This is a genomic window from Ramlibacter sp. PS3R-8 (genome assembly GCF_037572435.1).
GTDB lineage: Bacteria > Pseudomonadota > Gammaproteobacteria > Burkholderiales > Burkholderiaceae_C > Ramlibacter.
Genome location: NZ_JBBHGT010000004.1, coordinates 259,643 through 281,964, shown reverse-complemented (window position 1 = coordinate 281,964; position 22,322 = coordinate 259,643). Strand labels below are relative to the sequence as shown.

Here is a 22,322-nt window from a genome sequence, read left to right as displayed (position 1 = left end):
CTTCTTCACGTCAGCTGCCCGCCTGCTGCAGCGCCAGGCCGGCGTGCTCGCGCAGCAGGTGGAAATGGATCTTCGGAAAGCGCTCCTGCGCCAGCCGCACGTCGTACGGCGAAGTGCAGAGGAAAGCGAGTGCATTGGCCGCGTCCAGTGCCAGCCGCTGCGGGTACGCGTCGGTGAAGGCCTTCAGCTCCGCCGGCGTGTCGGCGGTGATCCAGCGCGCACCGGTGTAGGGGCAGCCTTCCAGCCGAACGTCGCAGTCGTACTCCGTCTTCAGGCGGTGCTGCACCACCTCGAACTGCAGCTGGCCGATGGCGCCCAGCAGCATGGGGCCGCCGATCTCGGGACGGAACACCTGGATCGCGCCTTCTTCGCCGAGCTGGGACAGGCCTTGCTGCAGTTGCTTGGTGCGCAGCGGGTTCTTCAGCACGACGACCATGAACAATTCGGGCGCGAAGAAAGGCAGGCCGGTGTACTGCAGGTTGATCGAGCCGTCGGTGATGGTGTCGCCGAGCTGCACGCCCCCGTGCGTGGTGAAGCCGATGATGTCGCCGGCGAACGCCTCGTCGACGGCCTCGCGGCGCTGCGACAGGAAGGTGACGACGGAGGTGGGGCGCAGCTCCTTGGCGGTGCGCTGCACCTTCAGCTTCATGCCCGGCGTGTACTTGCCTGACGCCATGCGGACGAATGCGATGCGGTCGCGGTGGGACGGGTCCATGTTGGCCTGCACCTTGAACACCACGCCGGAGAAGGCGGTGTCGTCGGGCTCGACGATGCGTTCCACCGGCTGCCGGTTCACCACCACCGTGCTCTTGCGGGCCTGCGGCGCCGGCGCCAGGTCGACCAGCGCGTCCAGCACTTCCATCACGCCGAAGTTGTTGACCGCGGAGCCGAAGAACACCGGCGTCTGCTTGGCGGCCAGGAAGGCGGCGTGGTTCCAGGTGGGCGATGCGCCCGCGGCCAGCTCCATGCTTTCGGCTGCGGCGTCGTACTCGCCGTCGAAGCGCCTGCGCAATTCCGCGTCGTCGGTGAGCGGGACCGTGTCCAGGTCCTGCGGACGCTTCTCGCTGCCGGACTCGAACACCGTCATGGCCTGCTTGCGCAGGTTCATGATGCCGCCGAAACTCTTGCCCTTGCCGACAGGCCAAGTCATCGGCACGCAGGGCATGCCCAGTTCGCGTTCCACCTCGTCCAGGATGTCCAGCGGCTCGCGCACCTCGCGGTCCATCTTGTTGACGAAGGTGATGATGGGCGTGTCGCGCTGGCGGCAGACCTCGATCAGCCGCCGCGTCTGTGCTTCCACGCCGTTGGCCGCATCGATGACCATCAGTGCGGCGTCCACGGCGGTCAGCACCCGGTAGGTGTCTTCCGAGAAATCCTTGTGGCCGGGCGTGTCGAGCAGGTTGATCACGTGGTCGCGGTACAGCATCTGCATCACGGACGAGGCCACGGAAATGCCGCGCTGCTTTTCGATCTCCATCCAGTCGGACGTGGCATGGCGCGATGCCTTGCGGCCCTTCACCGCGCCCGCGATCTGGATCGCGCCGGAGAACAGCAACAGCTTTTCCGTCAGCGTGGTCTTGCCCGCGTCGGGGTGGGAAATGATGGCGAAGGTGCGGCGGCGGCGGACTTCGGCGCCGAAAGGCGAGGCGGACAAGGGGGGACTCCAAAGGGAACGGCCGCGCTGGAAACGGCCGTGTCTGACCCCGTATTGTGCCGTGGCGGTGTATTTTGGTCCGATGGCCCAGGCAAAGGACGAGAAGACGCTGGAGATTGGCGGCCGCGAGGTCGTGATCACCAGTCCCACCAAGCTGCTCATTCCCGCGGCGGGGGTGACCAAGCTCGACCTGGTGAACTATTACGTGGCGGTGGCCGAGGGCGCGCTGCGCGGCGCCGGCGGGCGGCCTTGCGTGCTGGTGCGCTATCCCAACGGGATCGCCGAGGACTTCTTCTTCCAGAAGCGCGCGCCCACCAAGCGCCCCGACTGGGTGGAGGTGTCCGAAATCCGCTTCCCGTCGGGACGGACCGCGGAGGAAGTCGTCCCCCGCCATCCGGCAGACCTCGCCTGGATGGCCAACCTGGCGTGCCTGGAACTGCACCCGCACCCGGTACGGGCGGAGGACCTCGACCATCCCGATGAGCTTCGCGTCGACCTCGACCCGGTGCCCGGCGTCGAATGGCCGCAGATCCGCGAAGTGGCCGACGTCGTGCACCAGGTGCTGGCCGAACTCGGGCTCAAGGGCTGGCCGAAAACGTCCGGATCGCGCGGCATCCACGTGCTGGTGCGCATCCAGCCGAAGTGGACGTTCGATGAAGTGCGCCGCGCCGCGCTGGCGCTCGCCCGCGAAGTGGAGAAGCGGGCGCCGTCCCTGGCCACCAGCAAATGGTGGAAGGAGGAGCGGCGCGGCGTGTTCGTCGACTACAACCAGAACGCGAAGGACCGCACCGTCACGTCCGCCTACTCCGTGCGGCCCAAGCCCGATGCGCGCGTCTCGGCGCCGGTGACGTGGAAGGAGCTGGTCGACTGCAACCCGGCCGACTTCACCCTGCACACCATGCCCGAGCGCTTCCGCCGCATCGGCGACCCGCATGCGGAGATCGAGCAGTGGCAGTGTTCGCTGGAGCCGCTGCTGGAGCTGTCACGCCGGCACGAGGCGGAAGGCCTGGGCGATGCGCCCTGGCCGCCGCACTATGCCAAGGCGGCGGGCGAGCCGCGCCGGGCGCCGCCTTCGACGGCCCGCGTGAAGAAGCCGTTGATCGAAGTGGCGCGCAGCGAGCGCGAAGCCGAGGCCGTGGCCGCCGCGGAGGAGTGGAAAGCGAAGCATCCGAAGGCGGCGGCACACCTCGAACCCGCCGACGTGCTGGTGGACCGCATGCGCGGCAGCTCGTCGCTCTGGTATCGGGTGCGGATCAACCTGGAACGCGTGCCGGCGCGGCTGCGGCCGAAGTCGGACAAGCCCGGATAGCAGCACAGACGGTGGGGCGTGGCACGATGGAGCCCGTGACCACCATCAAGCCCCGGGTCCTGCTGACCAATCCGATCCATTTCGAGCTGCAGTCCAGCCTGGCCTCCCGGTGCGAATTGCTGCTCGCGCCCGACCCGGGCTTCGCGACGATCCGGCGGCTGGCTGCCGACGTCGACGCCATCGTCGTGCGCGCGCAGTTGCCTCCGGACTTGTTCGACCATACGCCGCGCTTGCGCGCCGTCGTGCGACATGGCGTGGGGCTGGACATGATCCCGGTGGAGGCGGCGACGGCGCGCGGCATTCCCGTGGCCAACCTTCCCGGTTCCAACACGCAAACGGTGGTGGAGTACTGCCTGGCAGCGATGCTGCACCTGCGCCGCGGCGTGGCCACCCTGGACGCCACGCTGCGCAGCGATGGCTGGGCAGCGGCACGTCCGCTCGCCGACGGCGGCCGCGAGCTTGCCGGCGGCACCTGCGGCATCGTCGGCGTGGGCGCCATCGGTGCCAGGCTGGCCACGGTCTGCACTGCACTGGGAATGAACGTGCTCGGCCTGACGCGCAGGCCGGCGAGCCTGCCGGCCGGCGTGCAGGCCGTGGACAAGCAAGGGCTCTTCTCGCGTTCGGACGTGGTCGTGCTGTGCTGCCCGCTGACGGAGCAGACGCGGGGACTGGTCGATGCGGCGACCGTCGCCTCGATGAAGCCGGGCGCCTTGCTGGTCAACGTTTCGCGCGGACCGGTGATCGACACCGAGGCCGTCCTGCGTGCCCTGCGGGAAGGCCGGCTCGGCGGTGCGGCGCTGGACGTGCACGACCGGCAGCCGCTGGCGGGAACGGAAGCCGTGTTCGATGCACCGAACGTGCTGCTGACTCCGCACGTGGCAGGGATCAGCGACACCAGCATGCGGGCCATGAGCGAGGCGGCCATCGCCACGCTGTTCGCGCTGCTGCGCGGTGAGCGGCCGCCCAACGTGGTGAATGCGGAAGTGTTCAGCCAGGACCTGCTTCGGCCCGCGCTCATGGTTCCTACCGGTGCGCCGGAACCGGGCCATGGGTAGACTGCCCGGCGGCCTGCACCAGGCTGCAAGGACGTTCCATGAAGATCACCGCCATCCAGGCGATCCCCCTTTCCTTCCGCCTGCCCGAGGGAAAGACCGTCACGATGGGCGTGGGCAGCACCACCAAGCGCGACGCCATCATCGTGCGGGTGCAGACCGACGAGGGCATCACCGGCTACGGCGAGGCCCATCCCGGCCGCAGCCCGGGCGCGATCACCAGCCTGATCCACAGCACCATCGCGCCCATGCTGATGGGAATGCAGGCGACCGACGTGGTGGGCGCCTGGCAGCGCGTGCACCGCATGCAGCTGTCCAGCCATGGGCTGGGCGCCGGTGCGGCCCTGGCGCTGTCGGGCATCGACATGGCGCTGTGGGACATCCGCGGCAAGGCGGCCGGCATGCCGCTGTGTGAGTTGCTGGGCGGCACCCGGCGGCGCCTGCCGGCGTACGCGGGCGGCATTGCCCTGGGTTACCAGCCCAAGGAATCGCTGGCCGACGAGGCGCAGGGCTACGTCGAGCGCGGCTACAAGGCGCTGAAGCTGCGCCTGGGCGACAGCGCCGCGGTGGACATCGAGCGGCTGCTGCACGTGCGCAAGGCGCTCGGCGATGGCGTGGACATCCTCAGCGACGCCAACACCGCGTACACGATGGCCGACGCGCGCCGCGTGCTCCCGGTGCTGGCGGACATCCGCGCCGGCTGGCTGGAAGAGCCCTTCGCCTGCAACGACTTCGCGTCCTATCGCGAGGCGGCCAAGATCACGCCGCTGGTGCCCATCGCCGCCGGCGAGAACCACTACACGCGCTTCGAATTCGCCCAGCTGCTGGAGGCGGGCGCGGTGCAGGTGTGGCAGCCGGACCTGTCCAAGTGCGGCGGCATCACCGAAGGCGTGCGCATCGCCGCCATCGCCTCGGCGTGGCGGATCCCGATCAACCCGCACAGCTCCGCCACCGGCCTGAACCACGCGGCCACGCTGCACTTCATGGCGGCGACCGAGAACGCCGGCTACTTCGAAGCCTGCGTGTCGAAGTTCAATCCCTTCCGCGACATGTTCGGCGGCATCTTCGAGATCGGCCGCGACGGCTGCGTCGAGCCGCCGGCCGGCCCGGGACTGGGCGTCGAGGTGGACGAGTCCCTCTTCGAGAAATACCCGTCCATCGACGGACCCGGCTACGTGGTGAAGTTCTGAACAACAAGGAGAAGACATGCGCAACCTGATGATCCGCCTGCTGGCGGCGGCGTTCCTCGGCATCGTGGCGGGAGGGGCCTCGGCGCAGGCCTTTCCGGACCGCGGCGTGAAGTTCGTGGTGCCTTATCCGCCCGGCGGCTTCAACGACACGTTGGCGCGGGTCTCGTCCGAGAAGCTGGCGAAGATGTGGAACCAGTCCGTGGTGGTGGAGAACAAGCCGGGCGGCAACACGACGCTGGGCAACGTGTCCGTCGCCAAGGGGCCGGCCGACGGCTACACCATCCTGATCACGCCGCTGCCGTTCTCGGCGCTGCCCGGGCTGTACGGCGACAAGCTGCCGTACGACGCGCTGAAGGACTTCCAGCCGCTGGTGTGGGCCGGCAGCACGATGAACGCGCTGGTGGTGCGCAACGACCTGCCGGTGTCCAGTGTCGCGGAGTTCATCGACTACGCGAAGAAGAACCCCGGCAAGATGAACTTCGGCTCCACCGGCTCCGGTTCCTCCAACCACCTGTCGATGGAACTGTTCATGAAGATGACCGGCACGAAGCTGGCGCACATCCCTTACAAGGGCAGCGCCCCGGCCGTGACGGCGTTGCTGGCCGGCGAGATCGACGCGCTGTTCGACAACGTGCCCAACGTGGTCCAGCACATCAAGGCCGGCAAGATGAAGGTGATCGGCGTCAGCGGCCTGAAGCGCTCCGCGCTGCTGCCGGACGCGCCGACGGTGGCGGAATCCGGCGTGCCCGGCTATGAAGTGAACGTGTGGTTCGGCATGCAGGTGCCGGCCGGCACGCCCAGGCCCGTGGTGGACAAGCTCAATCGCGACATGGTCACGCTGCTGAAGGAGCCGGACGTGATCAAGCGCTTCAACGACCAGGGCGTCGAAGTGGTGGCCAGCACGCCGGAGCAGTTCAGCACGCTGGTGCGCAGCGAGGTCACCAAGTGGACGCAGTTGATTCGCGACGCCAACATCCGCATCGAATGAAGATCACCGACGTCACGCTCACGCTGTTCGCCTGGGACGACATCCCGGCGACCAGCTACGGCGCGCACACCGGCAAGTTCTCCGGCGCCAGCAAGCTGGGGCTGCTGAAGATCGTGACGGACGAGGGCGTCACCGGCCATGCCTTCCTGGGCTCGGCCTTCTTCCCGGCGGACTCGGATGGCGGCAGCCTGATCCGGGTGCTGAAGCCGCTGTTGCTGGGGCAGGACCCGCTGCAGCGCGAGCGGCTGTACCAGGCGATGTGGAAGCGGGTGCGGACCACCACCGTGCGCAGCATCGGCGCCGTCGACGTCGCGTTGTGGGACATCGCCGGCCAGGTCGCCGGCCTGCCGATCCACAACCTGCTGGGAACCTACCGGGACCAGGTCCCGGCGTACATGAGTTCGGCAGTGCTGGCGAGCCCGGCTGCGTATGCCGAGGAGGCGCTGCACTACAAGGCGCAGAACCTCGTCGCCTACAAGATCCATCCGCCGCAGGCGTGGCGCGAGGACATCCGCGTCTGCGAGGCGGTGCGCAAGGCCGTCGGCGACGACTACCTGCTGATGCTGGACGCTGCCTGGAGCTACGACTATCCGTCTGCGCTGCGCGTCGGCCAGGCCGCGCAGGACCTGGGCTACTACTGGTACGAGGATCCGCTCGCCGACAACGACATCTACAACTACCTCGAACTGCGCAAGCACCTGCACATCCCCATCATGGCCACGGAGTACCCCGCAGGTGGACTCGACGCGTTCACGCCCTGGGTGAAGGAGCGCGCGACCGACTATCTGCGCGGGGACGTCGCGGTCAAGGGCGGCATCACGGGCCTGATGAAGGTGGCGCATCTCGCGGAGGCCTTCCACCTGAACTTCGAAGTGCACCACGGCGGCAACTCGCTGAACAACGTGGCCAACCTGCACGTGATCATGGCGATCCGGAACACCGAGTTCTTCGAAGTGCTGTTGCCGGCGGAGTCGCAGAAGTACGGACTGGCGCGCGACATCGAGATCGATGCGGGCGGCATGGTGCACGCGCCGACGGGCGCCGGACTGGGAGCGGAGATCGACTTCGCGCTGGTGGAGCGCAAGAAGGTCGCCGTGCTGGCGTGATGCCTACTGCGCGGCGCGGCGGGCAACGAGGAAATAGCCCAGCGGGAACGGTCCCGCGGTGTTCTTCGAGGCACGCCGGCCCGATGCGGTTTCGAGCCAGCGGCAGCCCAGACCGTGCACGGCCCATGCCAGCCTGCGCATCCCGGGCCGCCAACGTGCGATCAGCTTGCCGGTGATGTCCAGCAGTACCTCCGGAGCCCCTCCGATGCGGTCGAGCGCCAGCACTTCGAGGCCTGCCCCGGCGGCGCCGCGCCGCAGCGCGTGCTCCGTGTAGCGGTAGTAGTCGTGCGGCTCCTCGTGGAGCCAATACAGGAACGGCACGTTCATCAGCAGGTGGCCACCGGGGCGCAGCACGCGCGCCATTTCGTTCCAGAGCACGGCGGGCTCCGGAATGTGTTCCAGCACGTCGGACAGAAGCACGGTGTCGAACGAAGCCGTCGACAGCGGCAAGGGCTGCGACAAGTCGCACTCGAGGTCGAGGTGCGGGTTGCGGTGCAGCGTCTGCGCCCAGTCGACACAGACAGCTTCCGAGACCCGGTCGCGGTAGGCCGAGTAGAGGGGCACCTTCCCGCAGCCGAGGTCCAGGAGCCGGCCGCCGGCGTAAGTGGCCAGCGCCCGCTCGTAATGGGCCGCGACGCGCCCCGCGATCAGGCGGGACCCCCGCCCGAGTTCCCTCTCGTCCAGGGACGGCGCCAGGTGGCCGTCACGCCAGACGTACTTGCTTGCTTGCCATTGATCCTGGTTCTGCATGGGGGGCGCCGTTGCGGATGGCAGCAGAGTCTACCGTTCGGTACGATCGAAGCATGAGCCGCCGGGCCGCCCCAAGGAGAATCCCGCAGCGCGTAGCGCGGAGGGAATTCCAATGAGCCTGCCTGTTCATCGCTGCACCTGGGCCGAGGGTGACGACGCCCTGATGGCCAGGTACCACGACGAGGAATGGGGCGTGCCCCAGCGCGACCCCCGCATGCTGTGGGAAATGCTGGTGCTGGAGGGATTCCAGGCGGGGCTGTCGTGGCGGACGATCCTGCACAAGCGCGAGGCCTTCCGCAAGGCGTTCGCCGGGTTCGATCCGGTGAAGGTGGCGCGCTTCGGCGAGAAACAGGTGGAGGAGCTGGTCGCGGACGCCGGCATCATCCGCTCGCGCGCCAAGATCGAGGCGACCATTGCCGCGGCCAGGATCTACTGCGACATGCAGGCCCGCGGCGAAGACTTCGCGGCTTTCTGCTGGTCGTTCACCGACGGGAAGGTGCTGCGGGGCGACGGCCGCTCGGTACCGGCGAGCACGCCCTTGTCCGGGAGGATCTCGAAGGAACTCAAGCGCCGCGGCTTCAAGTTCGTGGGGCCGGTGATCGTCCATGCGTGGATGCAGGCGGTGGGGATCGTGAACGACCACTCGGTGGCCTGCTTCCGCCGCAACAAGTCGCAGGGACCTTAGGCGGGTCTCCACCATGGGTATTTGATTTCCGACGCGGCTGAACCATTCTTCGTCTCCCACGAACGAAGAGGGTTCACCATGGACAAGACCTTTGCACGGAAGGCCGGCGCCGCCCTGCTGCTGGCATGGGTGGCCTCCAATGCCCCGGCCCAGCGCCTCGATCCCCACCCGCCGCTGCGACCGGGATCGGTCTGGGTGAACAGCGTGCAGAACAGCGGCAGTTTCGGCAGCGGCGAAGGAGAGGTCCAGAGCATGCTGGTTGAAAAAAACTGGGATGGCCGCCAGTTCCTAGGAATCCAGTCCACGGAGGGAACGCTGCTGATCCATCCCGCAGGCGGTCAGTGGGTCGGATTGATGGGCGCGGACGGGCAGATCGCCGTCGTCTGGGATCCGCCGCTCGCCTGGGAGTACCCGGTGGAAGTCGGCAAAAGCTGGACCCGAAACTTCCAGGTGAAGTTTCCGGCGGAAGGCCGAAGCGTACCGGTCGAAGGCCGGCAGATGGTGGAAGCGTATGAAGACGTCACGGTGCCGGCCGGTACCTTCAAGGCCTACCGTTTCCGGTGGACCGACAGCACGGGCACCATCAACACGGACTGGTACAGCCCTGATGTTCAACTGTTCGTGAAGCGAATCCAGGAACGCTCTGCCCAATATCCGCAGGGACCCGGGCGGCGAGAAACGATGCTGAAGTCGTACAACGTACTGAAGCAGTGAGGCAGGGCGACGGGTCCCCGCTTCCCCGGTGCGCGACCCCGACTACGCCCCGAACACCTTCGCCAGCGCGAACGGCGTCGTCACCTCCAGCTGGTCATAGCGGCAGTCCGTGGCCGGCTTGTCCGGCCGCCAGCGCAGGAACACCGTGGCGTGGCGGAAGCGGTCGCCCTGCAGGTGGTCGTACTTCACTTCCACCACGCGCTCCGGCCGCAAAGGCACCCAGCTCAGGTCCTTGCCGCCGCTCCATCGGCTCTGCGCGCCGGGCATCCGCTGCGCATCCCCCACCTGAGCCCCGGCCCACTCGCGCCACGGATGGTCTTCGACATCGCTGCGCAAGGGCTCGAGTTCCCTGGCGAGCTCTTCACGCATCTCCATCTTGAACGCGGAGGTCACGCCCACGTGGTGCAGCACGCCCGCCTCGTCGTAAAGACCGAGCAGCAGGGAGCCGACCGCGTCGTTGCGGTCCTTGTACCAGCGGAAGCCGGCAACCACGCACTCCGCGCTGCGCACGTGCTTGATCTTCAGCATCGTCCGCTTGCCTGGTTGATAAGGCGCGCTTTCCAGCTTGGCGATCACGCCGTCCAGTCCCGCACCTTCGAATTCCTCCAACCACTTTTCGGCCTCCGCGCGGTCGCGCGTCACCGGCGTCAGGTGCAGGGGCGGCTTGGGCTTGCCGAGCAGGCGCTCGAGCCGCACGCGGCGCTCCGCTTGCGGCAGTTCCATCGTGGATTTGCCGCCCGCGGCCAGCAGGTCGAAGGCGACAAAGGCCGCCGGCGTCTCCTTGGACAATTTGGCGATGCGCGACGGCGCCGGGTGGATGCGCTGCTGGAGCGCGTCGAAGTCCAGGCCGCGCGGCCCGGCCACCACGATCTCGCCGTCGAGCACGCAGCCTTTCGGCAGCGTGTCGTGCAGCGCCTTCTCCAGTTCGGGGAAGTAGCGGTTCAGCGGCCGGAGGTCGCGGCTCTGCAGGTAGGTCTGCTCCGCGCCGCGGAACACCAGCGCGCGGAAGCCGTCCCACTTGGGCTCGAACAGGAAGCCGGCCTCGGTGGGGAGCGCCTCGGCGATCTTGGCGAGCATCGGCTCGATGGGGGGAGTGGGGAATCCGGTGGTAGCCATGTGGCCTTTGTACAGGATCGAACACTGTTGTTTGGAGCCGGACGCCGGATTCCGATAAAATGCGGGCAACCGAGGAGCGTTGCAGCGTCCGCCCAGGACGCGAGGCTCGGCTAATCATGCAACGACGCTCACCCACTCTTCCGTGCGGTGAGCCCTCCGGAAGGGTGGGTTCCCCATCCATAGCTCCGGAGCCCACATGAACGCCGTTCTCAAGACCACCGCGCCCGCCGACTGCGCGATCACCGACATTTCCCTTGCCGCCTGGGGCCGCAAGGAAATCCGCATCGCCGAAACCGAGATGCCCGGCCTGATGGCCATCCGCGACGAATTCGCGAAAAGCCAGCCGCTCAAGGGCGCGCGCATCACCGGCTCGCTTCACATGACCATCCAGACCGCGGTGCTGATCGAGACGCTGCAGGCACTGGGCGCGACGGTTCGCTGGGCCTCGTGCAACATCTTCTCCACCCAGGACCACGCCGCCGCGGCCATCGCCGCGGGCGGCACGCCGGTGTTCGCCATCAAGGGCGAGTCGCTGGAAGACTACTGGGACTACACGCACCGCATCTTCGACTTCGGGCCGAAGGGCAGCGAAGGCGAAGGCCCGAACATGATCCTGGACGACGGCGGCGACGCCACGCTGCTGATGCACCTGGGCCAGCGCTGCGAGAAGGACCTGTCGCTCATCGACACCCACTCCACCGAGGAAGAGCGCATCCTGCACGCCGCCATCCGCGCCAAGCTGAAGGAAGACCCGACCTGGTACAGCCGCAAGGCCGCCCAGATCATCGGCGTGACGGAAGAGACCACGACCGGCGTGCACCGCCTGATCGACATGGCCAACAAGGGCCTGTTGAAGTTCCGTGCCATCAACGTCAACGACTCGGTCACCAAGAGCAAGTTCGACAACCTGTACGGCTGCCGCGAGTCGCTGGTGGACGGCATCAAGCGCGCCACCGATGTGATGATCGCGGGCAAGGTCGCGGTCGTGGCCGGCTACGGCGACGTCGGCAAGGGCTCGGCGCAGGCACTGCGCGCGCTGTCGGCGCAGGTGTGGGTCACCGAGATCGACCCCATCAACGCGCTGCAGGCCGCCATGGAAGGCTACCGCATCGTCACGATGGAATATGCGGCGGACAAGGCCGACATCTTCGTCACCACGACCGGCAACAAGGACGTGATCACCTTCGACCACATGGCGAAGATGAAGGACCAGGCGATCGTCTGCAACATCGGCCACTTCGACAACGAGATCGATGTCGCGTCGCTCGAGAAGAAGTGCAAGTGGGACGAGATCAAGCCGCAGGTCGACCACGTGATCTTCCCGGACGGCAAGCGCATCATCCTGCTGGCCAAGGGACGCCTGGTGAACCTGGGTTGCGGCACCGGCCACCCCAGCTACGTGATGTCCTCGTCGTTCGCCAACCAGACGCTGGCGCAGATCGAGCTGTTCACCAAGCCGAGCGAGTATGAAGTCGGCCAGGTCTATGTGCTGCCGAAGCTGCTGGACGAGAAGGTCGCGCGGCTGCAGCTGTCGAAGCTGGGCGCGCAGCTCACCGAGCTGACGCAGGCGCAGGCGGACTACATCGGCGTGAAGAAGACCGGGCCGTACAAGGCGGATACGTACCGGTACTGAGGTCACCCCCGCGGAGGCGGGGGCCCAGGTGACGCGCAGCGTCATCCCCGCGGAGGCGGGGAGCCAGAAGCAGAAATGCGGAAGCCCTGGGTTCCCGCCTTCGCGGGAATGACGAATTCACGATGCGTGCCGACCAATTCCTCGTCGATCGCGGCCTCGCGGCCACGCGTTCGCAGGCGCAGCGGCTGATTGCCTCCGGCGTGCGGTGGTTCGACGGCGCGGCCTGGAAGCGCGTGGCCAAGAATGGTGACGAGCTTCCCGCCACCGCGCAGGTCGAGTTGCTGGACACGGCGGAATCGCGCTACGTCTCGCGTGGCGGGCTGAAGCTCGAAGGCGCGCTGGTGAGCGCCGGCCTCGACGTGACCGGCTGGAATTGCCTCGACGTCGGCCAGTCCACCGGCGGATTCACCGACTGCCTGCTGCAGCAGGGCGCCAAACACGTGATCGGCGTGGACGTCGGCCACGGCCAGCTGCACCCGAAGCTGCGCGCCGACCCGAGGGTCAGCGCCATCGAGAAACTCAATGCCCGGGAGCTGAAGCCGCACTACGTCGGAGGCAACTTCGACCTGGTGACGGGTGATCTTTCGTTCATTTCGTTGACCCTGGTGTTGCCCCCGCTCGCGCCATTGTTGAAGCCGGGCGGTCATCTGCTCATGCTTGCCAAGCCGCAGTTCGAACTGCAACCGGGGCAGATCGGCAAGGGCGGTGTGGTCCGCGACGCGTCGCTGTATCCGATCGTCGAGCAGCGGCTGCGCGATGCCTGCGCTGCGCTCGGACTGCGGGTCGCCGGCTGGTACGACAGTCCCATCGCGGGTGGCGACGGCAACCGCGAATTCTTCCTTCACGCACTGAGGAGCGATTGATGCTTCCCATCAGCCTCGAATTCTTTCCGCCCAAGACGCCCGAAGGCAGCGACAAGCTGCGCGCCGCGCGGCAACAGCTGTACGCACTCAAGCCGGAGTTCTGCTCCGTCACCTATGGCGCGGGCGGCTCCACGCACACCGGCACCTTCAACACCGTCAGCGAGATCCTGGCCGAGGGCGTGGATGCGGCCAGCCACTTCTCGTGCATCGGCGCGACGCGGGCCAAGGTGTGCGACCAGCTCGCGCAGCTGCGGGCCATGGGCGTGAAGCGCCTGGTGGCCCTGCGCGGCGACCTGCCCAGCGGCTACGGCAGCGGCGGCGAGTTCCAGTACGCCAGCGACCTCGTGGCCTACATCCGCGAGGAGTGCGGCAGCGACTTCCGCATCGAGGTGGCCTGCTATCCCGAAGTGCATCCCCAGGCGAAGTCGCCGCGCGCCGACCTGGACGCCTTCGTGACCAAGGTGAAGGCCGGGGCGGACGCCGGCATCACGCAGTACTTCTACAACGCGGATGCCTACTTCCGCTTCGTCGACGAGGTGCGCAAGCTCGGGGTCGACGTGCCGGTGGTGCCCGGCATCATGCCGATCACCAATTCGAGCCAGTTGCTGCGCTTTTCGGACAGCTGCGGCGCCGAGGTGCCGCGCTGGATCCGCCTGCGGCTCCAAAGCTTCGGCGACGACAGCGCGTCGATCAAGGCCTTCGGCCTCGACGTGGTGAGCGCGCTGTGCGAGCAACTGCAGCGCGGCGGCGCGCCGGGCCTGCACTTCTACACGATGAACCAGGCGGGGCCGACGCTTGCGGTCGCGCAGCGACTGGCGCGCTGAGGTGGATCACCGGGGTTCCTGGCGTCACCCCGGCCTACGGGACTGACGTGGCTTCGTAGGCCGGTGGTGAGCGCGCAGCCGAACCCCGGTAGCACGCGCACCACCGCCCCCTACTTCTTCAGCTCGGACTTGTTGGCGATGATGCGGCCCACCAGGCCGTACTCGATCGCTTCCTCGGCCGACAGCCAGCGGTCGCGCTCGATGTCTTCCAGCACGCCTTCGAGCGACCGGCCGGTCTCGCGCGAGATCGTGCGGGCGATGCGCTCGCGCGCCTTGATGATCTCCTGCGCGTGGATGGCGATGTCGCTCGCGGGCCCGCCGGCGCCACCGGAGGGCTGGTGGATCAGGAAGCGCGTGTTCGGCGTGCAGAAGCGCCGCGCCTTCGGCACGGACAGGTACAGGTGCGTCGCGGCGCTGCCCACCCAGCCGGTGCCGATCATGTTCACGGGTGCGGCGATGAAGCGGATGATGTCGTGGATGGCGTCGCCGGACTCCAGGTGGCCGCCGGGCGAGCTCACCAGCATGTCGATGGGGGCCGACGAGTCGGCGTCCAGCGCGATCAGGCGCCGCGCGATGTCGCTGGCCGACTGGTCGGAAACGGCTCCGAACAGCAGGACGGTGCGGGACTTGAACGCTTTTTCCTCGAGGAAGGCGTTGCGGGGTTCGGCCGTGGCGGCCGGGGTGTCGGGATCGGGGTGCTCCATGCTGTCTCCTTGCCTGCGCATCATGCCGCAAGCGCGTGGCCGCGTTATCCGCCGGCCTCGATAACCTGGGACTGGCCGCGGCCGCGGCCCAGCACTTCCACCAGCGCAGGCAGCACCTGCTGCAGGGCAGGCTTGAGCGTATGCGGCGGATTGACGAGGAAGACGCCGCTGGCCGTCAGCCCCTTGTTGGCCGGAGGCTCACCCGGGGTCTCCGGCTTCTGCCCGATGTTCAGCACGGCGTGCAGCCAGGACTTGCCGGCCTGGGTGGCCAGCGTCTTCAGCCGGCGCGGCAGCTCGTGCGCCTCGGGTCGCGGGATGACCGGGTACCAGACCATGTAGGTGCCGGTCGGAAATTTCTTCAGCGACTCCTGGATGGCGGTGGCGACGCGCTGATAGTCCGTCTTGATTTCATAGCTGGGATCGATCAGCACGAGGCCGCGGCGCTGCACCGGCGGCACGTGCGCGCGCAGCCCGTCGAAGCCGTCCTCGCGCTTGAGGTTCACCTGGCGGCCGGCATGGAGCTGCTCGACGTGCGTGGCGAGCGACTTGCTGTCCGTGGGGTGCAGTTCGAACAGCCAGAGCTTGTCCTTGACGTCCTGGCGCAGCAGGGCCTGCGTGACGAAGGGCGAGCCGGGGTAGATCTTCGGCTTGCCCTTGGGGTTGAAGGTAGCGATGAGTTCGAGGTAGTCGGCCAGCAGGGGCGGCGGGGCGGCGGCCAGCGGGCTGGCCAGCAGCTTGACGATGCCGTCCTGGGCCTCGCCGGAGGTGCCGGCAAAATCGCTGTCCAGCCGGTACAGCCCGGCCCCGGCGTGGGTGTCGACCACGGAGATGGGCGTCGGCTTGGCCGTCAGGTGCTTGAGGACGGCAATCAGCACCATGTGCTTCAGGACGTCGGCGTGGTTGCCGGCATGGAAGCCGTGGCGGTAGCTGAACATGCTTGCGATGGTACTTCGGCCGGGGGGCCGGACAGGCCAAGGCCAAACCCAACAACCGGACGCAGAAGACGCAGAGGTTACGCAGAAGACGCAAAAGGACATCCAAAGAATGGTTTTTTGGATGTTTTCTGCGTCTTCTGCGTGCGCAGCTTCTGCGACTTCTGCGTCCGGTACCCGGTTTTCCCCCTTCGGTCTATAATGCCGGGTTCCGTAGCGCCTAGTGGCCCCGCGACGGAGTTGTACACCCCACCTAAGAGATCCCCGCCAGAGGGAAACCGACCGTGGAAAAGGGCCCGCAAAACCGCAACCTCGAAAGAGACTCATGTCCACCACTGTCAGCGCCAAGCCCGCTGACGTGAAGCACGAGTGGTTTGTGATTGACGCCACCGACAAGGTGCTCGGACGGGTAGCCAGCGAAGCTGCCCTCCGACTGCGCGGCAAGCACAAGGCCATTTACACGCCTCACGTCGACACCGGCGACTTCATCGTCGTCATCAACGCCTCCCAGCTCCGGGTCACCGGCGCGAAAGAGACCGACAAGATCTACTACCGCCACACCGGCTACCCGGGTGGCATCCGCCAGCAGACCTTCAAGGAAATGCAGGCCAAGCACCCCGGCCGCGCGCTCGAGAAGGCCGTCAAGGGCATGCTGCCCAAGGGCCCGCTGGGTTACGCAATGATCAAGAAGCTGAAGGTTTACGGTGGCGCCGAGCACCCGCATACCGCCCAGCAACCGAAACCTCTGGAGATCACGCGATGATCGGTGAATGGAACAACGGCACCGGCCGCCGCAAGAGCAGCGTGGCCCGTGTCTTCCTGAAGAAGGGCTCCGGCAAGATCACGGTCAACGACAAGGACATCCAGGAGTTCTTCGGCCGCGAGACCTCGATCATGATCGTCAAGCAGCCGCTGGTGCTGACCGGCAACGTGGAAGCGTTCGACATCATGTGCAACGTGCACGGTGGCGGCGAATCCGGCCAGGCCGGCGCCGTGCGCCACGGCATCACGCGCGCGCTGATCGACTACGACGCGGCCCTCAAGCCGCAGTTGTCGCAAGCGGGCTTCGTGACCCGCGACGCGCGCGAAGTGGAACGCAAGAAGGTCGGCCTGCACTCCGCTCGCCGCCGCAAGCAATTCTCCAAGCGCTAAGGCGTCACGCTCCACCAAAAAGCCCGGCACTGCCGGGCTTTTTGCTGGGGGCGGCGCAAATGAGGTTGTATCCGACACGAAGCGGCACAAACTCTCACTTGCTGACCTAGCGGTCTTTGGGCAGAGTCCTCATCCATGCGTTTCAAGCTGCTCAGGCGCCGGCTGACCATCAGCGCCCCCCGGATGAAGGTGCGCAGCGCCATGCCCTGGCCCCTGCGCTGGGCCTCCGCCGCCATCGTGCTGGGCTTCTGCGGCGCCATCAGCCTGTGGGCTTTCGAACTGGGCAAGGAGATTGCCGGCGTGGACAACGGGGACCGCGAGGAACTCTCCCGCCTGCGGGAGGACGTGGTCAAGCTGCGACAGGAGCGTGATCGCATCCAGTCGATCCTGAACACGTCCGGCAGCGCCATCACCCTGGAGCGCGCCGCGCAGGAGCGCATGGCGTCGCAGCTGCGGGTGCTGGACGCGGAGAACCGGGCGCTGCGCGAGGACCTCGGCTTCTTCGAGAAACTGATGCCTGCCAGCGGCACGGAAGGCGTGGCCATCCGCGGCCTGCAGGCCGAGGTCTTGTCGGGAGCCCAGCTCAGGTGGCAGGTGCTGGTCATCCAGCCGGGCAAGAATACGCCGGAGTTCCGTGGCCAGCTGGAATTGAGCTTTTCCGGCACCCTGGACGGCAAGCCCTGGACCATGCCCCTGCCAGGCGGCGCCCAGGCGCTGCAGTTCAAGCAGTATCGTCGCGTGGAAGGCATGGTCAACCTGCCGCCCGAAGCGGTGGTGAAGAATGTGTCGGCCCGCATCGTGGAAGGCACGGTGAGCCGTGCCGTCCAGAATGTGTCCTTGTAGATGAACCCGTTGAGGAGAATCGTGATGTTCGGTAAGAAAGCCCAGCCTCCCATCAAGAGCCTGATCGCGCAGGGCACGCGCATCGAAGGCAACATGAAATTCAACGAAGGCCTGCGCGTCGATGGCGAGGTCTTCGGCGACATCCATGCGAGCACCGAGGAAGCCGGCAGCCTGCTGGTGATCTCCGAAGCCGCCGTGGTGCAGGGCGGCATCGCCGCGGACCACGTCATCATCAACGGCACCGTGCGCGGCCCCGTCCACGCCCGCGAGCTGCTGGAGCTGCAGCCCAAGGCCAAGATCGAGGGCGACGTGTCCTACGTGTCCCTTGAGATGCACCAGGGCGCCACCATCTCCGGTCAACTCCGTCCCTTGACGACGGGCGCCTCCGAAGAGGAAAAGCCCTTACTCAAGCTGGCGACAAAAAACTGAGGATGGACGCCGGCCGCCGGTCGGGCGTACCATCAGGAAGCTATTTGACGAAAGAAAGCCCATGAGCGCAGTTGCCGAGAACGTCACCTCCAGTGAAATGCCCCAACCGCTGCTGTTCACCGACAGCGCCGCGGCCAAGGTGGCCGACCTCATCGCCGAGGAGGGCAATACCGACCTGAAGCTGCGCGTGTTCGTGCAGGGCGGGGGTTGCTCGGGTTTCCAGTACGGATTCACCTTCGACGAAGTGACCAACGAGGACGACACGGTCATGACCAAGAATGGCGTGTCGCTGCTGATCGACTCGATGAGCTACCAGTACCTCGTCGGCGCCGAGATCGACTACAAGGAAGACCTGCAAGGCGCCCAGTTTGTCATCAAGAACCCGAACGCCACCACCACCTGCGGGTGCGGGTCGAGCTTCTCGGCCTAAGCGGGGTAGATTCCCCCCAACACACGGGCGCCTCTGGCGCCCGTTGTGCTTTGCAGGTCCAGTTTTTCACCGCGCAGGCACTTGCGCGCCAGCCAGGCGAAGGCGGCCGCCTCCACCTGCAGCGGCGGCAGGCCGGCCTCGGCGCTCGAGAGCACCTGGGTATCCAGCAACAGTGCCTGCAGCCGGCGCATCAGGTGGCCGTTGAGGGCGCCGCCGCCGCAGACGATCAGACGGCGCAGGCCCGGCGCATGCGTGTGCGCATCGCCGGCGCAGGCGCGGGCGGTCAGCTCGGCCAGCGTGGCCTGCACGTCGCGCGGCTGCGCCGCCGCGAACTTCGACAGGTGCGCCAGGAACCAGGGCTGGTTGAACAGGTCGCGGCCGGTGCTCTTGGGCGGCTTCAGGGCGAAGTACGGCTCGGACAGCATCGCGGCCAGCAGGTCGGGCAGCACCGTCCCGCCCGCCGCCCACAGGCCGTCGTCGTCGTACGGCTTGCCGGTGTGCTGCCCGGTCCATGCGTCCATGAGTGCGTTGCCGGGGCCGCAGTCGAAACCCTGCACCTCGCCGTCCGGCCGCAACACGGTCAGGTTGGAGATCCCGCCGATGTTCAGCACACCGGTCGTTTCGCCCGGCCTGGAGAACACGGCCTGGTGGAAGGCCGGCGCCAGCGGCGCGCCCTGGCCCCCGGCGGCGACGTCGCGGCTGCGGAAATCCGCCACCACCGTCAGGCCGGTCCATTCAGCCAGCAGCGCCGGCTGCGCCAGCTGGATCGTGTAGCCGGTGCCGTCATATTGCCGGGGGCGGTGGCGCACGGTCTGTCCGTGGGCACCGATCGCATGGACCTGCCTGATGTCGATGCCTGGGGTGGCGAGCAAGGCCCGCGTGACGTCGGCATACACGCGCATCAGCGCGTTGCCGGCCAGCCAGCCACGGTGCAGTTCGTCGGGACCGGACGTGTTCAGCGCCATGAGCTCGGCGCGCAGGTCATCGGGGAAGGGGGCGCTGGCGTGCCGAAGGACGCTGACGCCCGAGGAGAAGTCGGCCAGCACGCCGTCGACACCGTCCATGGACGTTCCCGACATCAGGCCGATGAAGAGATCGGGCATGGGGCTATGGTAGCCCGCCCGAAGCGGTCAGCGAGCCGACGCGACCAGGTTCGCGGACGCGGCGGCGGCCAGTTGCGCGTGCATCGCGCGCGCCGCAAGCGTGAACTGCGGGCGGGCCTGGGCGGAGAGCTCGATGCTCTTGCTCTGGCGAGCCACTTCCATCGGGTCGCGCTGCGTACCGTTCTGGTGAAACTCGAAGTGCAGGTGCGGGCCGGTGGCCCAGCCGGTGGAACCGACGCCACCCAGGCGCTGGCCGCGCTGCACGGGCTGGCCCTGGCGCACGTCCATGCGGCTGAGGTGGGCGTACAGCGTGATGTCGCCCTTGCCGTGATTGACCTTGACCACGTTGCCGTAGCCGCCCATCTGGCCGGCGAATTCGACGGTGCCGTCGCCGACAGACCGCACCGGCGCCCCGGTGGGCGCGCCGTAGTCCACGCCCTTGTGGGCGCGCCAGCTATGCAGGATGGGGTGCATGCGCATGGAGAAGCCGCTGGTGATGCGGGTCACTTCCATGGGGGAGGCGAGGAAGGCGCGCTCGAGGCTCCTGCCGTCGAAGTCGAAGTAGCCGCCGTTGGTGCCCGGCTCCTGGAACCAGATCGCCTGGAGCTGGCGGCCGGCATTGACGAACTGCGCGGACAGCACGCGGCCGGTGCGCATCGGCTCGCCGTCGGCTTCCAGCGTTTCGTAGACCAGCGCGAAGCGGTCGCCCACGCGCAGGCGGCGATGAAAGTCGATCTCGCCGGCGAAGATGTCCACCATCTGAACGGTGATGGCATCGGGGATGCCGGCTTCGTCCGCGGCGCCGAACAGCGAGCTGCGGATGGTGCCGCTGCCCACGCGCAGGGACGCGACCAGGGGCGCCGTCTCGATGCGGGTGGTGAAGGGGCCGTCGTCCTGGCGCTCGACGACCAGGCGCTTGAACGTGGTGGGAAGCTGGCTGCCTTCCACGGTCGTCCAGCGCACGGTCAGGCGTTGCAGTTCGTGGTTGCCGGTGGCTTCCACGTGGACCAGCCGGCCCGGGGCGCCCAGCACGAGCTGGCGCGCGGAGGGGTCGTTCCGCAGGAAAGCGGCCGCACCGGCGTCGTTTACGCCCAGGCGGCCGAGCAGCGACTCGGCGGTGTCCGTGGGGCGCACGGCCTCGCTGCGGTAAAGGTTGAATTGCCAGGTGTCCAGGGCCTCGGATTGCTCCGCCAGCGGCAAGGGCTGCACGTTCTCGAGGATTTGCCGTACCGGCAGCATCGAAGGATCCGGCCCCAGCGACGCCACGGCGAAGGCGCCGCCGCCGCCGCACAACAGGATGGCCGCGAGCAACGCCGTGACCTGGCGCGGGTGGTGTTCGAGCGCATGGCCTGCGCGCGAAACGAGCTCCTTCCCGGCGGTGATCCAAGATTGCTTCAAATTCGTCCTTGTGAGCCTGGCGCTGTAGGCAAGCATCCTACATGCCTGATCGCCGTTGTCCTGCGTCGCGCTGGGGGCGCAGCCGATGGCGCAATGGCGCCGCAACTAGAATCGGCTGGCGCCCTGCGAGCCGCGAGTATAGCCAAAACAGCGGCTCTCCCACGAAAAACTCCTTATGAATCAAGAGCTTGTTACAAACCCGCCGGTCCTGAGCGAGCGTGTCCGGGAGGCACTGGCGGTCACCATGCGCGGCGCGGAGGAGCTGATCCCAGCGGATGAGTGGACAAAAAAACTGGCTCGGTGGGAGGCCACGGGGGTGCCGCTGCGCATCAAGCTGGGCCTGGACCCCACCGCGCCCGACATTCATGTCGGACACACCGTGGTACTGAACAAATTGCGTCAGCTCCAGGACCTCGGCCATACCGTTATTTTCCTGATCGGCGACTTCACCTCCATGATCGGCGACCCGTCCGGTCGCAACACCACCCGGCCGCCCCTGACGGCCGAGCAGATCAAGGTCAATGCCGAGACCTACCGCGCCCAGGCGGACAAGATCCTGGATCCCGCCCGCACCGAGCTTCGCTACAACAGCGAATGGAGCGACCCGCTGGGCGCCCGCGGGATGATCCAGCTGGCGGCCAAGTACACGGTGGCCCGGATGATGGAGCGCGACGACTTCAACAAGCGCTTCAAGGACGGGCGCTCGATCTCCGTCCACGAATTCCTCTACCCGCTGATGCAGGGCTACGACTCCGTCGCCCTGAAGAGCGACCTCGAACTGGGCGGCACCGACCAGAAGTTCAACCTGCTGATGGGTCGACACCTGCAAGCCGAGTACGGGCAGGAGCCACAGTGCATCCTGACCATGCCGTTGCTGGAAGGCCTCGACGGCGTCGACAAGATGTCGAAGAGCAAGAACAACTACATCGGCATCTCCGAGGATCCGAACACGATGTTCGCCAAGGCGATGTCCATCTCCGACACCCTGATGTGGCGCTGGTACACGCTGCTCAGCTTCCGCAGCGAGGCGGACATTGCTGCGTTGAAAAAGGAAGTGGACGGTGGCCGCAACCCGCGCGACGCGAAGGTGGCCCTGGCCAAGGAGATCACCGCGCGCTTCCACTCGCCGGCTGCGGCGGCCGCGGCGGAGCAGGACTTCGTGAATCGCAGCAAGGGCGGGGTGCCGGATGAGATCCCGGAAGTGACGCTGCCCGGCGCGCCGCTCGGGATCGCGCAATTGCTCAAGCAGGCGAACCTGGCGCCGTCGACGAGCGAGGCGAACCGGCTGATCGAGGGCGGCGGGGTGCGGATCGATTCGTCCGTCGTCAGTGACAAGGGGCTCAAGCTGGGGGCTGGAACCTATGTCGTGCAGGTGGGGAAGAGGAAGTTTGCCAGGGTGACGCTCGGATAGCCGGTGTGGCAATTTTGTGGGTCGAATGTACAATTC

General features: G+C 67.2%; 23 protein-coding genes and 1 riboswitch. Of the genes, 16 read left to right on the top strand and 7 right to left on the bottom strand.

Going from position 1 to position 22,322, the window contains the following annotated elements; genetic code table 11:
- Positions 1 to 10 precede the first annotated feature (10 nt).
- Positions 11 to 1,654 carry a peptide chain release factor 3 gene (locus WG902_RS16290; RefSeq protein WP_340061186.1) on the bottom strand — a complete coding sequence of 548 codons (1,644 nt, stop codon included), beginning with the start codon at positions 1,652 to 1,654 and terminating at the stop codon, positions 11 to 13.
- Between the two features lie 82 nt (positions 1,655 to 1,736).
- Between WG902_RS16290 and ligD the strand changes: the two genes are divergently transcribed.
- Genes ligD through WG902_RS16265 form a run of 5 tightly spaced genes read left to right on the top strand, consistent with a single transcriptional unit; the run spans position 1,737 to position 7,299 of the window.
- Positions 1,737 to 2,963 carry a non-homologous end-joining DNA ligase gene (gene ligD, locus WG902_RS16285; RefSeq protein WP_340061185.1) on the top strand — a complete coding sequence of 409 codons (1,227 nt, stop codon included), beginning with the start codon at positions 1,737 to 1,739 and terminating at the stop codon, positions 2,961 to 2,963.
- 35 nt (positions 2,964 to 2,998) lie between these two features.
- Complete coding sequence (locus WG902_RS16280) at positions 2,999 to 4,018, top strand: NAD(P)-dependent oxidoreductase (protein WP_340061184.1); 1,020 nt, start codon at positions 2,999 to 3,001, stop codon at positions 4,016 to 4,018.
- A 38-nt stretch (positions 4,019 to 4,056) separates the two neighbouring features.
- Complete coding sequence (locus WG902_RS16275) at positions 4,057 to 5,205, top strand: mandelate racemase/muconate lactonizing enzyme family protein (protein ID WP_340061183.1); 1,149 nt, start codon at positions 4,057 to 4,059, stop codon at positions 5,203 to 5,205.
- A 16-nt stretch (positions 5,206 to 5,221) separates the two neighbouring features.
- Positions 5,222 to 6,193 (top strand): Bug family tripartite tricarboxylate transporter substrate binding protein, encoded by a 972-nt coding sequence (locus WG902_RS16270; RefSeq protein WP_340061182.1) that lies wholly within the window; start codon positions 5,222 to 5,224, stop codon positions 6,191 to 6,193.
- On the top strand, positions 6,190 to 7,299 hold the full coding sequence (locus WG902_RS16265; RefSeq protein WP_340061181.1) for an enolase C-terminal domain-like protein: 1,110 nt from the start codon (positions 6,190 to 6,192) through the stop codon (positions 7,297 to 7,299). Before WG902_RS16270 ends, WG902_RS16265 begins: the two co-directional genes overlap by 4 nt.
- Before the next feature lie 3 nt (positions 7,300 to 7,302).
- Here WG902_RS16265 and WG902_RS16260 read toward each other — a convergent pair whose 3' ends face one another.
- Positions 7,303 to 8,049 carry a class I SAM-dependent methyltransferase gene (locus WG902_RS16260; protein WP_340061180.1) on the bottom strand — a complete coding sequence of 249 codons (747 nt, stop codon included), beginning with the start codon at positions 8,047 to 8,049 and terminating at the stop codon, positions 7,303 to 7,305.
- Positions 8,050 to 8,161: 112 nt separating this feature from the next.
- On the opposite strand from WG902_RS16260, the gene WG902_RS16255 reads away from it, so the two are divergent.
- Both WG902_RS16255 and WG902_RS16250 read left to right on the top strand, forming a co-directional pair.
- Positions 8,162 to 8,734: a DNA-3-methyladenine glycosylase I gene (locus tag WG902_RS16255; RefSeq protein ID WP_340061179.1), complete on the top strand. Its 573-nt coding sequence runs from the start codon at positions 8,162 to 8,164 to the stop codon at positions 8,732 to 8,734.
- Between the two features lie 78 nt (positions 8,735 to 8,812).
- Positions 8,813 to 9,448 carry a hypothetical protein gene (locus WG902_RS16250; RefSeq protein WP_340061178.1) on the top strand — a complete coding sequence of 212 codons (636 nt, stop codon included), beginning with the start codon at positions 8,813 to 8,815 and terminating at the stop codon, positions 9,446 to 9,448.
- A 42-nt stretch (positions 9,449 to 9,490) separates the two neighbouring features.
- On the opposite strand, the gene WG902_RS16245 is transcribed toward WG902_RS16250, so the two are convergent.
- Positions 9,491 to 10,564: an ATP-dependent DNA ligase gene (locus WG902_RS16245; RefSeq protein WP_340061177.1), complete on the bottom strand. Its 1,074-nt coding sequence runs from the start codon at positions 10,562 to 10,564 to the stop codon at positions 9,491 to 9,493.
- Positions 10,565 to 10,629: 65 nt separating this feature from the next.
- A riboswitch (S-adenosyl-L-homocysteine riboswitch) is annotated at positions 10,630 to 10,701 on the top strand.
- A 59-nt stretch (positions 10,702 to 10,760) separates the two neighbouring features.
- Here WG902_RS16245 and ahcY point away from each other — a divergent pair.
- The 3 genes from ahcY to metF all read left to right on the top strand — a co-directional run bounded on the left by ahcY (position 10,761) and on the right by metF (position 13,884).
- Positions 10,761 to 12,197 (top strand): adenosylhomocysteinase, encoded by a 1,437-nt coding sequence (gene ahcY / locus WG902_RS16240; protein WP_340061176.1) that lies wholly within the window; start codon positions 10,761 to 10,763, stop codon positions 12,195 to 12,197.
- 122 nt (positions 12,198 to 12,319) lie between these two features.
- Positions 12,320 to 13,060: a TlyA family RNA methyltransferase gene (locus tag WG902_RS16235; protein WP_340061175.1), complete on the top strand. Its 741-nt coding sequence runs from the start codon at positions 12,320 to 12,322 to the stop codon at positions 13,058 to 13,060.
- Positions 13,057 to 13,884, top strand: coding sequence for a methylenetetrahydrofolate reductase [NAD(P)H] (metF, locus tag WG902_RS16230; RefSeq protein WP_340061174.1), 828 nt, complete (start codon positions 13,057 to 13,059; stop codon positions 13,882 to 13,884). The genes WG902_RS16235 and metF overlap by 4 nt, the downstream gene beginning before the upstream one ends.
- 110 nt (positions 13,885 to 13,994) lie before the next feature.
- Here metF and WG902_RS16225 read toward each other — a convergent pair whose 3' ends face one another.
- Both WG902_RS16225 and WG902_RS16220 read right to left on the bottom strand, forming a co-directional pair.
- Positions 13,995 to 14,588, bottom strand: a complete 594-nt coding sequence (locus WG902_RS16225) for an ATP-dependent Clp protease proteolytic subunit (RefSeq protein ID WP_340061173.1) — start codon at positions 14,586 to 14,588, stop codon at positions 13,995 to 13,997.
- Between the two features lie 44 nt (positions 14,589 to 14,632).
- The gene (locus WG902_RS16220) at positions 14,633 to 15,523 is read right to left on the bottom strand and encodes a 23S rRNA (adenine(2030)-N(6))-methyltransferase RlmJ (RefSeq protein WP_340061172.1); all 891 of its coding nucleotides are present in this window, start codon (positions 15,521 to 15,523) and stop codon (positions 14,633 to 14,635) included.
- Positions 15,524 to 15,845: 322 nt separating this feature from the next.
- Here WG902_RS16220 and rplM point away from each other — a divergent pair, with 322 nt between their 5' ends.
- The 5 genes from rplM (at position 15,846) to erpA (ending at position 18,374) form a co-directional block, all read left to right on the top strand.
- Positions 15,846 to 16,283, top strand: a complete 438-nt coding sequence (gene rplM / locus WG902_RS16215) for a 50S ribosomal protein L13 (protein WP_340061171.1) — start codon at positions 15,846 to 15,848, stop codon at positions 16,281 to 16,283.
- Positions 16,280 to 16,672 (top strand): 30S ribosomal protein S9, encoded by a 393-nt coding sequence (rpsI, locus tag WG902_RS16210; RefSeq protein WP_340061170.1) that lies wholly within the window; start codon positions 16,280 to 16,282, stop codon positions 16,670 to 16,672. The genes rplM and rpsI overlap by 4 nt, the downstream gene beginning before the upstream one ends.
- Positions 16,673 to 16,807: 135 nt before the next feature.
- On the top strand, positions 16,808 to 17,515 hold the full coding sequence (locus WG902_RS16205) for a DUF6776 family protein (protein WP_340061169.1): 708 nt from the start codon (positions 16,808 to 16,810) through the stop codon (positions 17,513 to 17,515).
- Between the two features lie 24 nt (positions 17,516 to 17,539).
- A complete protein-coding gene (locus WG902_RS16200) occupies positions 17,540 to 17,944 on the top strand; it encodes a bactofilin family protein (protein WP_340061168.1) in 405 nt (134 codons plus the stop codon).
- 61 nt (positions 17,945 to 18,005) lie between these two features.
- Positions 18,006 to 18,374 (top strand): iron-sulfur cluster insertion protein ErpA, encoded by a 369-nt coding sequence (gene erpA / locus WG902_RS16195; protein WP_340061167.1) that lies wholly within the window; start codon positions 18,006 to 18,008, stop codon positions 18,372 to 18,374.
- On the opposite strand, the gene WG902_RS16190 is transcribed toward erpA, so the two are convergent.
- Both WG902_RS16190 and WG902_RS16185 read right to left on the bottom strand, forming a co-directional pair.
- Positions 18,371 to 19,477 (bottom strand): anhydro-N-acetylmuramic acid kinase, encoded by a 1,107-nt coding sequence (locus WG902_RS16190; RefSeq protein ID WP_340061166.1) that lies wholly within the window; start codon positions 19,475 to 19,477, stop codon positions 18,371 to 18,373. The genes erpA and WG902_RS16190 overlap by 4 nt on opposite strands.
- A gap of 27 nt (positions 19,478 to 19,504) precedes the next feature.
- On the bottom strand, positions 19,505 to 20,875 hold the full coding sequence (locus tag WG902_RS16185) for a M23 family metallopeptidase (RefSeq protein WP_340061165.1): 1,371 nt from the start codon (positions 20,873 to 20,875) through the stop codon (positions 19,505 to 19,507).
- Between the two features lie 175 nt (positions 20,876 to 21,050).
- Between WG902_RS16185 and tyrS the strand changes: the two genes are divergently transcribed.
- The gene (gene tyrS / locus WG902_RS16180) at positions 21,051 to 22,286 is read left to right on the top strand and encodes a tyrosine--tRNA ligase (RefSeq protein ID WP_340061164.1); all 1,236 of its coding nucleotides are present in this window, start codon (positions 21,051 to 21,053) and stop codon (positions 22,284 to 22,286) included.
- Positions 22,287 to 22,322: the final 36 nt, after the last annotated feature.